The 13,902-nt window shown below is 45.0% G+C and carries 9 protein-coding genes; 2 read left to right on the top strand and 7 right to left on the bottom strand.

What is annotated here, in order from left to right; genetic code table 11:
- Positions 1–62: 62 nt before the first annotated feature.
- From R7P74_RS10285 to R7P74_RS10265, 5 genes are all read right to left on the bottom strand, one after another.
- On the bottom strand, positions 63–1,679 hold the full coding sequence (locus R7P74_RS10285; protein WP_053307970.1) for an endonuclease: 1,617 nt from the start codon (positions 1,677–1,679) through the stop codon (positions 63–65).
- Positions 1,680–2,010: 331 nt separating this feature from the next.
- Positions 2,011–3,624: an alpha-amylase family glycosyl hydrolase gene (locus tag R7P74_RS10280; RefSeq protein WP_064354974.1), complete on the bottom strand. Its 1,614-nt coding sequence runs from the start codon at positions 3,622–3,624 to the stop codon at positions 2,011–2,013.
- 120 nt (positions 3,625–3,744) lie between these two features.
- The gene (locus tag R7P74_RS10275; protein WP_017634473.1) at positions 3,745–4,251 is read right to left on the bottom strand and encodes a hypothetical protein; all 507 of its coding nucleotides are present in this window, start codon (positions 4,249–4,251) and stop codon (positions 3,745–3,747) included.
- Between the two features lie 316 nt (positions 4,252–4,567).
- Positions 4,568–5,377 (bottom strand): MalM family protein, encoded by an 810-nt coding sequence (locus tag R7P74_RS10270; protein WP_005374786.1) that lies wholly within the window; start codon positions 5,375–5,377, stop codon positions 4,568–4,570.
- Positions 5,378–5,477: 100 nt separating this feature from the next.
- Positions 5,478–6,749, bottom strand: coding sequence for a maltoporin (locus R7P74_RS10265; protein ID WP_005374784.1), 1,272 nt, complete (start codon positions 6,747–6,749; stop codon positions 5,478–5,480).
- Positions 6,750–7,195: 446 nt separating this feature from the next.
- Here R7P74_RS10265 and glgX point away from each other — a divergent pair, with 446 nt between their 5' ends.
- On the top strand, positions 7,196–9,187 hold the full coding sequence (gene glgX / locus R7P74_RS10260) for a glycogen debranching protein GlgX (protein WP_256901186.1): 1,992 nt from the start codon (positions 7,196–7,198) through the stop codon (positions 9,185–9,187).
- A gap of 78 nt (positions 9,188–9,265) precedes the next feature.
- On the opposite strand, the gene R7P74_RS10255 is transcribed toward glgX, so the two are convergent.
- Positions 9,266–10,636 (bottom strand): L-serine ammonia-lyase, encoded by a 1,371-nt coding sequence (locus R7P74_RS10255; protein ID WP_017634477.1) that lies wholly within the window; start codon positions 10,634–10,636, stop codon positions 9,266–9,268.
- Positions 10,637–10,647: 11 nt separating this feature from the next.
- Positions 10,648–12,189 carry a sodium:solute symporter gene (locus R7P74_RS10250; RefSeq protein WP_017634478.1) on the bottom strand — a complete coding sequence of 514 codons (1,542 nt, stop codon included), beginning with the start codon at positions 12,187–12,189 and terminating at the stop codon, positions 10,648–10,650.
- A gap of 339 nt (positions 12,190–12,528) precedes the next feature.
- On the opposite strand from R7P74_RS10250, the gene R7P74_RS10245 reads away from it, so the two are divergent.
- The gene (locus tag R7P74_RS10245) at positions 12,529–13,824 is read left to right on the top strand and encodes an MFS transporter (RefSeq protein ID WP_005374774.1); all 1,296 of its coding nucleotides are present in this window, start codon (positions 12,529–12,531) and stop codon (positions 13,822–13,824) included.
- The last annotated feature ends 78 nt before the right edge of the window (positions 13,825–13,902 follow it).

Below are 13,902 nucleotides of genomic sequence, written 5' to 3'. Positions count from 1 at the left end.
ATCACGCTTCCCCTTTGTTTTGTTGGCGTCACTAAATGGTGGATACCAAAATCAAAAAGGTGTTAGTTTCCCCAAATCTGTTCAACAAACTCAGGATGATCAATGAATGGATTACGATTGCCCTGAAAATCAAACACTTGTTGATTGCGGTTTCGTTCTTTTTCACTAACGGGATCATTTTTGTGCCAACGTTTCAGCATGTTTAACATCCAAGGTTCAAAAACCGTTGAACTTGAACCATCAAGGACAGCATCCGCATTGCTTGAATTGCCTTCCCAGTTACCTACAACATTTTCATAGCGGGTTGCCATGTAGAAATAAGCACGGGCGAAGTCGCCCTTAAACTCATCAATCGGCTCAAACACCGTACCGGAGTAGCCCAGATTAGTGCTTGCTTGGCCAAGTTTAGAGCCATTACTAGACACGTAGGTCGCGGTGCCCACTTCACCAAATGGCCAATTACTGCGCTTCGCGTTTACATAACCATCAGTCGCAAACAAGTGATGACCGTCTGAGTTCATCGGCTCAACCTTACCGCCAAACCAGCTTTTCGGAAAAGAGTGCTCACGGTTGTAGCAATCCCCTTCCGTTTTGTATTGGCCACATTGGTCTGTGACTTTGGTAAAGCTTACTGTATCGCTACCAGATGGCTTTTCAGAATACATATCGAGAATAGAGCCATCATTTTCGTAATAACGATCAATATCGGCATCTTTTACCAAGGTCCAGACCGCAGAATAGCCTCGGCTGGAGTGATTATTGATAATGTTAAACAACGCTGTTTTTAGAGCGTATCCCGTCTTACCAGATGCCGCTTGATAGTAACCATCAACCACTGGTGGGGTCGTGGTTGAGTCACCTAACGTAAAATCGGTGGTTTCACTTTTCGAGAATTCAGCGCCAGAAGCAAGAGTCTTATCTCCCTCAGTCAGCGTGTACGACCCCGCGCCACTGCCACAACAAATGCCGTCACCATACTCGTCTTGAATCGTGAATTGGTAGTTACCGTCAGCTAAGCACATGCTCTTTTCAATGGTGATTGCTGACTCATATCCCTGACCAGAAAACAGTACTTCAGCTTGGTTGTTTTTTAACGTCCAGCTAGTTTCTGAACCATAATTATCGGTTGTGAGAGTCAAGACCACTTGGTGATCACTACAACTTTCTACAGAAGGTTGTGTACTCGTCTCAGTCGGTTGAAAATTATCGACGTAGACAACTTCTGAGCCATCAAAACTGGCTTCATCGTAAAAACGCAAACCGACGTTGATGGTCTTGTTCGAGCTCGCTGTGTAGTTGTGCGCGAGCTCTTGCCACTGGTTTATCTGTTGTGGGTTCGAGTAATTGTGATAACCATCAACCACCAGACGTGCTTTTACATTTCCTTCGGTATGATAAACCGAGACAGAAAACGGATAGGTTTTCCCTTGCTCCACATTAATGGTTTGCAAAAAGTCGGTGTTGCTTTGGGTACCTGTATTCACGACGACCTGGGCAGCCAGACCACCCGATTTGATTTGCTCGCTGCTTGGCGACACTGTAATGCCCGCGTCAATCTCTGACCACTGCGTAGGTACATTGCCATTCCACTGTTCAAAGTCACCGTTGATAATTTGGCTATATGCAAACGGAGAGCTAACAGCAGCAAGGAGACAGAGGGAGTTCGTTATGGATTTCATTATACTTTTCCATTAGTTATATAAATCCCAGACACGATAAACATATTAGTGGGGCATAAATAATTCTTCAGTCACATTTTTACGTTGCACAAGTGTTAATTTACTTTTTAATGTGCAGCTTATCTCACAAATATCCATCTGCTGAAAACAAACGCCAATACAAAAAGCGAAGCAACTTGTTGGCTACATCGTCGTAAAACCATTAAGGGAAAAGTAAAACAGACAGAAAAAAGCCAAGTGTGCGCCTATGGGGGTCAGCAACAACACTTGGCTTGTTTATAAGAAAGCTTGTGGTCAGCTCAACTGGTGAGCATCAATTCTGGATAATTCCTTAAGGTTTTACCGCAAAGAATCGTCCTTGTAGTGGCGACATCAGAATCTGATATTGACCATTGCTCGGAGTAATTTTTTCATTCGTGAGCAAATCCACCAACTCACCAGTACCAACACTCTCCTGAGTAAGAGTGACGCTTCTAGCGCTCTCTAAGGTATTTAGCGCAAACAAGACTTTGTCCGAACCAGATTGTTTCAAGTCCACATAACTGCCGTTACTCGCAACTAAATTCGTGCGTGACCCTTGATAAAGTGCAGGATGCGCATCGCGCATTGTCATCAGCGATGTCACATAAGATTTGAGATCGGCTTGGTTTGCATCAAGCGTCGCCGTCACGCCTTCAATTTTCGCACTGCTGCGCGCAACGTGATCATCGCACAAGCCTTGAATGGCACAGGTGCTGTTGTCTTCTTTTGCGGCAAAACCATCCACTTGATCCCCGATTTCATCACCGTAGTACAACGTGATTGGCCCGGTGTACGCCGCTTGGAAAGCAAATGCGGCTTTATGGCGTAACCAATATTCCACATCATTCACATCCGCTAAATTTCCGCGCTGTAACAAGTCACCAAAGCGCACTAAATCATGGTTGCCGATCATCAAATTCGGCTGCGCATGTGTTGGATATTGGTTGTGTGTGCTGTAGCCGTTGTCTAACCAATCCGCACCGCGACCACCCACGCCACTCTCATTCACGGCCAAAGTTTCAACGATGCGATATCGCATAGGAAAATCAAATGCAGAGCACAATGCTGGATCGCTGTTCGATCCATACGCCTCATTCGCGATTTCAGACTCCCCTTTCCAAATCTCTGCCACCATGTAACCCAACGGATTCACTTGTTCGCCTTTGCTATTGGTGTACGTCACACTTTGTGAGGCTTCATCGACGGCTTTACGAAGTTGTGTCCAAGCGTCTGTCGGAACTTGATAGGCTTGATCTAAACGCCAGCCGTCAATCTTCAGTTCTTTGATCCAATACGTTGCCACTTCTTTGTAGAAATCGAGACTGGCTGGGTAATCAACGGGGTTGCTCGATCCCGATGGCAACAAACCGGAGGGAGATGGTTTGATCAAACCATTCTTATGGTGGCCAAATACGCCATCAAAAAACACGTACAAACCGCGTTTGTGTGCTTCATCGACCAAGGTTCTCGCCGTTTCTAAATCACCAAAACGTGGATCAATGGTGAAGTAATCCGTAGCAAAGTAGCCCGTGGCATCCAGACGATCGGCCCAGTGTTCTTGGCCCGCTATCGCTTCCGATTCAAAAACTGGCGTCAACCAAATCGCGTTCATCCCTAAATCTTGGATGTAATCGAGTGAATCAATCACTCCTTGCAAATCGCCGTTATGATGGCTGGTGCCATAACCTGTACCGTGACCAATGCTCGCATCACCATCTACAAAACTCTCTACCATGATTTGATAAGTACGAAGTTGGTTACTTTGCGCCATGACATTGGCTTGGCAAGCATAACTGGTATCCGGTAGCGGAGTGCTACTATTAGTGTCGCCACCACCAGAAGAATTACACGCAGATAAAGCACCAATCACACTTAACGCAAGCAACGATCGAGACAGGCGATGGTTACGTAGGATATTACGCATTTTATTCTCCCTAACTTACTCAAATAAACTACGGAAATTTGAGTAATAAAATTAACCCCGACATGTGTTTCATGCAGGGGTTAATAAATAAAAATAGATTTTAAATAATTGAATGGAATATTATTGGCACTTATTTACCATGACATGAACAGGTTTGCCTTTTCCTTCAAACTGAAGACTCCATACATATTTACCATCTTCTTTAATATCAACCGAAGTATCCGTACCGTAACCACCAAATGTTAATGGTGTTAATTCACCAACGTTCATTCGATTACCTTTTGCGGTAAATTGTGGGAACCATAATTCGGTCGCATACTGCATTTTGTAGGAGCCTACTTTTTCTTGAACCACGGCTTGGTAGAAATTATTCCCTTTGTAGGTGTATTGACGCTGAGGCACGTGTTTCCAATCGGAATCCGCAAAAGTACCCACCACAAATAGTGGTTTAGAAATAGGTCCTTTCGCCGTGCTGTCTGGGTTGTCACACGCTTTCATGAAAGCAACCACTTCGTCTTGAGACATATTAACAACTGGCTCTGTGGCCGCTTCAGGTTCTGCCGTCGATTGACAACCTACTAAGGCAACAAGTAGGGCAGCAGCAAGAGAGGTCTTCATCATGTTCATTTCACGTAATTCCTTTTTAGTATATCCAAAGCAAAATAAACTCAACGGTTAAAAGAAATATTAATCGTTATTAAAATGGAAATATCAAACGCCAAATAAATATCGTCAGATTGCGAATTTAAATCACTTCGAGAAGTTTGTTTATTTCCTAAGTACAAAAAATAAGTTAGGAACTGCCATTAATTATTGATCCAACCTATATAAAAAACAAAGTAATAAAAATAATTATGTGAATAAGGTAACTCTATGTAGGGGTATTTTTATTGGTTTATTTTCTATGAAAAAGGTCAGCATTTCGCTGACCTTTTTTATCTGATTATTTTCTATTTACGGCTTTCACAAACACTTGTTGTGCACCTTCGATACCCAGCTCTTTTGCTTCATCAAGCAAAGTGAGCGCTTTCGGAATATCATTCGCTGCGACTGCTGCTTCAATTGAGCTGTAGTAGTAGCTAGTAAGGTCCGTACCTTGGGGAATGTTGTCGTTTTTCGCAACAATCTTAGTATTCACAATATCATTCGCGGATACCGAAAAGCGGAACTGACCGAGTGGGCTATGTTTCGCTAGAGGGTCTGCAATATCTGGCGGCTGAGTGTGGCGCGCCATGGCGAAGGCTTTTGCAGGGTGTAAAACTTGTGTACTTCCTTTTAGATCGGCGGAAGTCGTGTAAACCAACACATGCAGATCGTTACCTGTCATGTCTGGAATCACATTGAGATCAAGTACGAATTTATCGTTGTCCAACAGTTTTGCTGGTTCGTACTTAAACTTTGAAAAATCTGCTTGGTAAATGGTTTCTCCTGCCGAGTTCATCACTGCGACATTAGGAGCATAAAATTGAAGTTCTTTACTTACGAATGTCTCTAATTTGATATCGAGACTGCCACGGTTACCTGGAAGAGCAAACGCTGCAATAGCGCCAGCACTGTTACCATCCAACAACATTTGGCTTTTATCAGTCAAAGCGAATTCAGTAACCACAGGCACGTTAAGCGGTACCCATTGAATATCACCCGATTGCGTGATCACTTGTTGCTGACCTTTTGGACTCATCTCTACTTGTTCTACAGACGCACAACCAGTAGCCAACATGCCCAGCAGTACGGGAGCAAGCCATTTTTTCATTACTGTCTACCTCGACTCTTTATTGTTTTTTAAATAAATACAGCCAGATAAGTTCTGGCTGTATCATTCTAGGACAATTTAGGACTTAGTGGTTAGATGATTACCACCAAGCTTCAGCTTGTACACCGAACTGGAACGTATCGTCTGAACGACCGTTGTCAAATGTGTTTGAGTTGTCTTCTTTGTCAGCCGTTAGGTAAGAAGCGTAAACACGGATTTCAGGACGAGCCCAGAAGCTAGAGCCAGCAGACCATGCTTGAGCAACAGTTAGCTTACCGTATTTGTTTTCTTCGCCGTCGTTATCGTCGATAGCGTAACCAGCTTCGAAGATAGTTTTGTGGTTGTCATCCCATTTGTACATTGGACGAACAACAACAGACATTGTTTCCCACTTGTCTTGGCCAGCCCACATGTCTTCACCAACACCGTACACTAACTGGTGACCCATTTCCCAGCTGTCGCCCATGCCGATTACACCCCAGTTGATTAGGCGGTAACCAGATGCACCGTTGTCAGCTTCTGCGCCGTACCAGCTACCGTCGCCGTAGAATGCCATTGTTTTTGAGTAACCTTCAGTACCGTACTGAAGCACTGTTTTGTTGAAACCAGCGTCTAGACCTTGCGTCAATTCTGCTGTGAACATTACACCGTTTTTCGCATCTTTAGTGCCGTTTGGCGCAGCGTCAGTTTCGTTAAGAATTGCGTAGTTCAAGCCCATTTCTAGAGAACCGTTGTCCCATAGAGGAAGACCTGCGTAACGTACGTCTAGAGTGTTTACGTTTGTTGCGCCACCATCGTTGCCTGGGTCTGCGATATCGCCGCGGTCGTTACGAACCCAAGCGAAAGAAACTTTACCAGGACCAGCTTCGATACCTTCAACACCAGCGCCCGCGCCAGAGATGTTCCAGTAGTAGAAGTCAGAGATATGAATGTCGTGACGTTGGTAGTAGCGTTTACCTGCCCAAAGCGTTGCTTCAGGAGCAAAGTTTAGTAGGCCTTTAGCTTGAACGTTGAACTGACGTAGTGCGAATTGTGCATCGTCTACACATTTCACTTCGCCGTTATCCAAACCACAGTTAGCAGAAGTGCTTTCCCAGTCGTTTGAACCGTTAGAAGTCATTGCAACCATAGAGTCTACGTAGAACGTTTTGCCGTTGTTGTTGTAAACTTCTTTACCTAGTTGAATCTCGCCGTAGATATCGCTTTCATTACCTAGACGACCGATCTTGTTCTTTTCGAATGTTAATTGTTGACCACCGTCAGCGTTCACGCCAACGCCAGCACGCATGTAACCGTGGAAATCCACTGCGAATGCAGAACCAGCAGCTAAAGTTGCAGCTACAGCAGCAGCAATTGCACTTACTTTTTTCATTCTTAACTCCATTAAGGGTATTTATAATTCTGTCTTCCCTGCTCACTCTTTTAGGTGAATATAGGCAGTAAAAACACACCTAAAGAAAGAGAGGTAAGATGGGAACGAATCCCCGTTTGTTTCAACAGTTGTGAGATTACCCGAGGCGTACAAGGATGACTTCCTCCGCCCTAAACTAATTTAAGGGGGATGAGAAGGGAGTAGAAAATTTACCGAATGGTGTTTTTTCGAGTCAGATCACCAATCTAGGGAGGAATTAGTAAGTTTGTTCGGTTTTGAGCCGCTACAAAGTGATAGCCATTTCATATTTTTGACTCTAAGCCGTCACATAAAGTAATTAAATTACACGAATATTTTTATATTTAGGGTGGTTGACCTTAGTAAGACAAAGTTTTTAACTTATAGTTTCCTAAAGGTAGCAATAAATATTAAATAAAGTATCTCCGATGACACGACTTCTCTCTCGCCCCTACCCCCTGGGCGCAACATTGAATAAAGAAGGCTGTAACTTCTCTATTCATGCTCCAGGCGTAAAAGACATTCAACTGGCATTGTTTGCAGACGATGGCAGCTACGAGCTTCACGGTTTACCGAATGAATACGCTGGCATACGTCATACTTTTATTCCAGATATTAAGCCGGGGCAAAAATACGGTTATCTTGTCTCCCACAAGGACGAGCCACTGTTAATTTCTGATCCGTACGCAAAATCAATAGATAAAGCCCTCCACTATCACCCTCCGTACTCTCCAGCCAAAAGTTTCGATATGCCGAAGTGCGTCGTTATCGAAGATGATTTTGACTGGCAAAACACGGATCACCCGCGTATACCCAGAGAAGAGATGGTGTTGTTTGAGACGCACGTCAAAGGGATTACCCAACGCCACCCAGAGGTTGAGGACAAGCTGAGGGGGCGCTATTTAGGTCTTGCATCACCTGAAATGCTGGCCTTTTACGAACAACAAAACATCAACACGCTGCAATTGCTACCTGTCGCAGCATGCATGCATGAGCCTCACCTACTAGAGATGGAAAAGGTCAATTATTGGGGATACAACCCTTATCTCTTTATGGTGCCCGATCCGCGCTACGCAGAACAAGACGCCGTTACGGAATTAAAAACAACAATTCGCGAATTGCATAAAAACGGCATCGAAGTGATTCTCGACGTGGTTTACAACCACACTGCTGAAGGTGGTGAAGGGCCTACAATTTTCAACCTGAAGGCCCTCGATTCCTGTTTTTACATCAAACATGGCAACCACTTCGCCAATTACACTGGCTGCGGAAATACAGTGGATCTCACCTACCAACCAGCCTTAAACCTTGTGATGGATACATTGCGCTACTGGGTTAGCGAATTTAAAGTCGATGGCTTCCGTTTTGACTTGGCTGCAACGTTAGGTCGACAGGGCGATGATTACAACCCAGAAGCAGCTTTCTTTAAAGCCGTTGCGCAAGACCCAATTTTGCGTGAAACCAAATTGATTGCCGAACCTTGGGATATTGGTCCAAATGGCTACCAAGTGGGTAACTTTCCATTTGGTTGGAACGAATGTAATGACAAACTGCGTGATATTTCCCGCAGTTTTTGGCGCGGTGATCAAGGCTATTTAAAAGAGTTTGCCACTCGATTAATGGGCTCTCGTGACATTTACAGTGCAGCGAACTGGCCATACAAACTCACCGTAAATTACATCACGTATCACGATGGCTTCACACTGCAAGATTTAGTGTCTTACAAGCACAAACATAACGAAGCCAATGGCGAAGAAAATCGCGACGGTCACGGTGACAATCGTTCAGAAAACTACGGTGTTGAAGGCGAGACCGAAAATCTGATGATCATCGCCACGCGTGAGAAGCAAAAACGCAACCTTATTGCTAGCTTGCTGTTTGCCTTCGGTATCCCACACATTCTCACTGCTGATGTTCTGTCTCACACCCAAGGCGGTAACAATAATGCCTATTGCCAAGATAACGAAACCAGTTGGCTGAACTGGGAAGAGACAGAACGTAAGCAACATTTCAAAGCATGGATGTCACAAATGGTCGCCAACCGAAATCAATACATGGTGCCATTTATCCGAGCTTTCAGTGGCGAGAATCGCAATAACAACCGTATTTTCTGGCGCCGTACAGACGGTCGCTTAATGGAGCACGATGATTGGAACCGTTTAAGCTCTGTCGCACTTCACCTTGGTATCGGTAAAGAAGGACAAGAGCTGGTTTACCTCATCAACCAAACTAACGCCACAGCGCGCTTTAAGCTCCCCAATGAGCGAAAGCAAGAATGGGTGACGATCTGTGATACAAACGTACGTAACCTCAACCCAGGACATGCTGAAGGCGAAGTCTTGCTGTCACCCACCTCGATGGTGATTTTGCACTATCAACCAAACCAAAGCACACCAAAAGGTGAGCAAACGCATAGCTAAGTTATAAACGCTCCAAAAAAGGAAAGCCGATGCATCTCAGTGCTTCGGCTTTTTTGTTGGTTAGATGTGCCTAACTCATTATTCGCAAGGCGGCGCTAGGTGAATCAAAGCTAACCCACCCAGTGACGTCTCACGGTATTTCTTGTTCATGTCTTTGCCCGTTTGGTACATGGTTTCAATTACCTTATCCAACGAGATCAGACATTTACTATTACGCTTTAATGCCATGCGAGATGCATTGATCGCTTTCATTGCGCCCATTGCATTACGCTCAATACACGGTACTTGCACTAAGCCACCGATTGGGTCACAAGTCATGCCTAGTGAGTGCTCCATGGCAATCTCAGCCGCAATACAAATTTGCTCATTGCTGCCACCACGTAGCGCGGTCAAGCCAGCTGCCGCCATAGAAGAAGAAACACCGACTTCACCCTGACAACCTACTTCGGCACCCGAAATAGACGCATTGGTTTTGTACAAAATGCCAATCGCACCGGACACAGCAAGGAAGTCTTTAAGCTGTTTAGTATCAAGCTCTTTGATGAAGCGATGGTAGTACATCAATACCGCAGGAATCACACCCGCCGCACCATTAGTTGGCGACGTTACGACTTGTCCACCAGCCGCGTTTTCTTCACTCACAGCAAAAGCAAACAGGTTAATCCAATCCATGATTTCCATCGGATCGTTTTCGATTGCTTCATTTGCTTCAAGCTTCTTCAGTAAGTTAGGCGCACGGCGGGTCACATTCAAGCCGCCATCCAAGATGCCTTCTGTTTCGAAACCACGCTCCATGCAACGCGTCATCACACGCCAGATCTGTTCTGCACGTTGATTGATGGCTTCCATATCCTGAAACGCTTGTTCGTTTTTCAGAATCATGCCGCCAAGGCTCATGCCATTCTTCTCTGCCTGTGCCAACATTTCGTCTGCACTGGAGAATGGGAACTCAACTTCTACGGGAGCAGTCGCACTGCCATTTTGCAGTTCATCCGCCGTTGCGATGAAACCACCACCGATAGAGTAGTAAGTTTCAAACCCAACCTGATTGCCGTGCGCATCTAACGCAGTAATCGTCATTCCATTCTCATGCAGAGGAAGGTTCTCTTCATGGAACAACATGTCCGTTTTGTAGTTGAATTCGATTTCATGACGGCCATCGACAGACATCATGCCCTCTTCAATCGCCTTGCGCATCGCTTTGTTCGCAGAAGCGATTTTGATGGTATCTGGTTTGTTACCCAACAGACCCAAAATGGTCGCACGGTCTGTATGGTGACCAATCCCCGTTAACGAAAGTGAACCGTATAAATCAACTTGAATACGAACCACTTTTGCCAAGTTAGATTCAATCAAACGAGTGAAGTGGTAACCCGCGATCATTGGACCATTGGTGTGAGAGCTAGAAGGACCCACACCAATCTTGTAAATATCAAAGATGGACAGCATAAACTTACCTATTACGACAATGCAGCATAAAGCCAATCAGGGAGAACCATACAAGCAGCGATGGTCGCCACGGCGAACACCAACAGCCCGTAATGGCTTGCGGTTGGCTTTGCAAAAAGATGTTTTTGATTATTGATAAAAATTTGTTGCTCGGCAGTCACAGCGCCCCAACGACGGCTCACTAACACACCAAACAAAAGGAAGACAAACGTACCAATTGGCGCGAACCACGGCCAAGCCACGTCGAGATACATGGCAGTAAACACCGCAATCACACTCATGATACTGCCAACGATCACGCCTTTCTCATTGGCTTTTGCCCAGAATAAGCCAAGCACGAATGACCCAAGACGGATACCAACAAAGATGGAAGTCAGGCTAGCGATGGTTTTGAGTACCGATTCATTCGATACCGCCAGAAGAGCTGGCACTACCACCATAGCCGCAGCGAGCAAACTCATCTTTCTTGCGACTTTTTCGTAGTGCTCATCATCGGCACTCTTGCGAACGAAACGCTTGTAGATATCAAACGTTGCGACGGTCGCCATTGAGTTGTAGGTCGAGTCCAAGGTCGACATTGCGGCCGCTGCCAATGCGGAAATGATCAAACCAACCACAATTGGGTTAGTGTGGTTGAAAACGAAATCCAAAATCACTTCGTTACTGTTTTCAAACGATTGATCTTGATAGAAAACACTCAGAAGAACACCGAGTACCGCGAAGAATAAGTACACAAAAAACGCACCGTAACCACACAACAGCATTGACTTCTGCGCCGTCTTTTCACATCTCGTCGCTAACGTGCGTTGGATGATCAATTGGTTGGTGCCGTACACACTCAAATGCAAAAAACTCACGGCAACCACGCCAGCCCAGAGTGTGGTATCTACGCCTAAATCAAAGTCTAAGTTGATGATATTCAGGTGATTACGAGAAAGGTAATCTGCCGCATTAATCTCTGTCATTAGAATGGCAAAGATAGCGATGCTGCCTGCTACCAATACTGCAGATTGCAACATATCGGTCCAGATAACCGTGGAAATTCCGCCCGCATAGGTATAGCAAGCGGTGAAAATACTAATGTAGATAATGGCTTCAGAAATACTGATAGGCAGAACTTGCACTAAGATCAGCGCCACGGCATACAAAATCACACCCGCAGAGATACATTGAACCACAATGAACACAATCGAGTTGATGGTTCTTGCATACACCCCAAAGCGGTGCTCAAGGTATTCATAAATCGAAGTCAGACCCAGCTTATAGAAGACAGGCACAAAGAAAATGACGGTGAAAAAGATAACGATGGGATAGTTAAGGTGAATACTCATCGCTTCCATGCCAGAGCTATAAACCCAACCAGGCATCCCTACAAACGTCATCGCACTAATGTAAGTCGCAAGTATCGAAACACCCGCCGTAAACCAGCCAAATTGCTTTCCACCCGTAGAAAAGTCGCCACCATTGCTGTAGCGCTTATTCACTAAATAGCTGATTAATATGGTGATTAACACGTATAACGCAATCACCACAAAACTTGAGTACGTAACCATTTCAGGGTTTCCATAATTCTGGGTGCTAATTATTTGTGCTTGGATATTACTTTAAAAAAGCATATCTAAACGATAATCCCGCCATAACTGTGACTATAATCACAAATATAGACGGTTATATATTCAAAAATGCCAAAAAGACCGATTTAATGAGACTCCCATCACTAAAAACCACTAATTGGGTACGCATTCATTTTAAAATTGATATTGATCACGGATCTAATGACCTTAAAAAAACTATGATTCACCACGACACGAAATCGAAGATGATCCCAATAAGATCGTGTTCTTTAAGTTTGAATAGCAACAAATCCTAAGTGAAATAGAGGTTTATCGGTCATGAATGCCAAAAGACACATGAGCGAAGTTCCTATGATTCAAAGGGTAGCTGCCTATCTAGCGATACTGGTTGGTTACTTTTTCTATTGTTATAACTTTGTAATTATTGACTACGTACGCCCATACATCGTTGAAGCGTATGATGGTATTAGCCTGTCAGACACTGCCCAGTTCTATACATGGCAGTCGGTTGGTGCACTTATCGGTGCATTGAGCTGTGCTTGGTTCGCAACAAAATTTGGTAAGAAATCCACTCTTATTACCATCACAGCCCTAAACGGTGGCGCAACGATCATCAATATGATGTTCACCGACTACACAACATGGGCAGCAATGCGTTTCATCATTGGTTTGTCACTGGGTGGTTACTTCACCGTGGCAGTAAGCCTAATGATCGGCCTATTTACGCCAACGGTACGTGGTAAGTTGACGGCATTCGCGTCTTCTATGTTCTCTGTAGCACTGATGGTAATGGGTGCGTATGCAGCATTTATTGCAAGCATCGATGCACCATGGGAAAGCCTAATGCTTGTTGGTGGTATCCCACCATTGGCAGCCGCTGTGGTCATGATCTTTGTACTACCTAGCGACAGCAAAGTGATCGCTTACGGTGAAGAAGAGCAAGCAAAAGCAGAAGAATCAGATGCACCAGCGAAAAAAGGCTCTTGGGGCGAAATGCTAAGCAAGCCTTACCGTAAGATCACATTAACGTGTCTATTACTGGCTGGCCTTAACTTCTACGGTTTCCAATTCTTTGGTGGCTTCGTAACCACATACCTACGTGATGTACGTATGTTCGACGGTGCAACCATCGGTCTCATCTTCTCTATCTCAGCATTTGGTTCACTGTTTGGTGCGTGGTTCTGGGGTTGGGTAGCTGACAAGTTCGGTCGTAAGGTGAACGCATTTGGCTTCATCCTAGCGGGCATCATGGTTTCAATCTTCTTTGTTGCACCTGGCGACATGGTGATTGGCGGCCTAAACATGCTGGCTCTACTTGGTCTGATTTACAACTTCGGTCTGTCTTCTTCAGCGGTATGGGGTGGTTACTTCTCAGAACTGTTCCCAGCACACCTACGTAGCTACGGCGCAGCGCTATTCCACGGCGGTCGTATCCTCGGTATGTGGGCACCAATGGTACTTATCTTCATCCAAGAGCGTACCGACCTACAAACCGCAATGTGGGGTTCACCAATCGTATGGATCCTTGCTGGTCTTCTATGGCTATCACTGCCAGAGACACTAAAAGGCGGCGTGTTCGATAAGAGCAAAAAAGCCGAAGCAGCAAAAGCGTAACTGAATTTCAAAAACTCCGGCTGGCTCCCCGGCCGGATGAAAAAACTTAATTTCGAGTCCTGTTCCCAAAGCCGACTC

Source organism: Vibrio sp. 2033 (assembly GCF_033339735.1).
The sequence above is the reverse complement of the archived record's forward strand: the minus strand, read 5'-3'. Positions and strand labels throughout refer to the sequence as shown.

Excerpts from the sequence above, each read along its gene's own strand:
- R7P74_RS10285 (WP_053307970.1), bottom strand. The coding sequence starts at position 1,679 with ATGAAATCCATAACGAACTCCCTCTGTCTCCTTGCTGCTGTTAGCTCT.
- R7P74_RS10280 (WP_064354974.1), bottom strand. The coding sequence starts at position 3,624 with ATGCGTAATATCCTACGTAACCATCGCCTGTCTCGATCGTTGCTTGCG.
- R7P74_RS10275 (WP_017634473.1), bottom strand. The coding sequence starts at position 4,251 with ATGAACATGATGAAGACCTCTCTTGCTGCTGCCCTACTTGTTGCCTTA.
- R7P74_RS10270 (WP_005374786.1), bottom strand. The coding sequence starts at position 5,377 with ATGAAAAAATGGCTTGCTCCCGTACTGCTGGGCATGTTGGCTACTGGT.
- R7P74_RS10265 (WP_005374784.1), bottom strand. The coding sequence starts at position 6,749 with ATGAAAAAAGTAAGTGCAATTGCTGCTGCTGTAGCTGCAACTTTAGCT.
- glgX (WP_256901186.1), top strand. The coding sequence starts at position 7,196 with ATGACACGACTTCTCTCTCGCCCCTACCCCCTGGGCGCAACATTGAAT.
- R7P74_RS10255 (WP_017634477.1), bottom strand. The coding sequence starts at position 10,636 with ATGCTGTCCATCTTTGATATTTACAAGATTGGTGTGGGTCCTTCTAGC.
- R7P74_RS10250 (WP_017634478.1), bottom strand. The coding sequence starts at position 12,189 with ATGGTTACGTACTCAAGTTTTGTGGTGATTGCGTTATACGTGTTAATC.
- R7P74_RS10245 (WP_005374774.1), top strand. The coding sequence starts at position 12,529 with ATGAATGCCAAAAGACACATGAGCGAAGTTCCTATGATTCAAAGGGTA.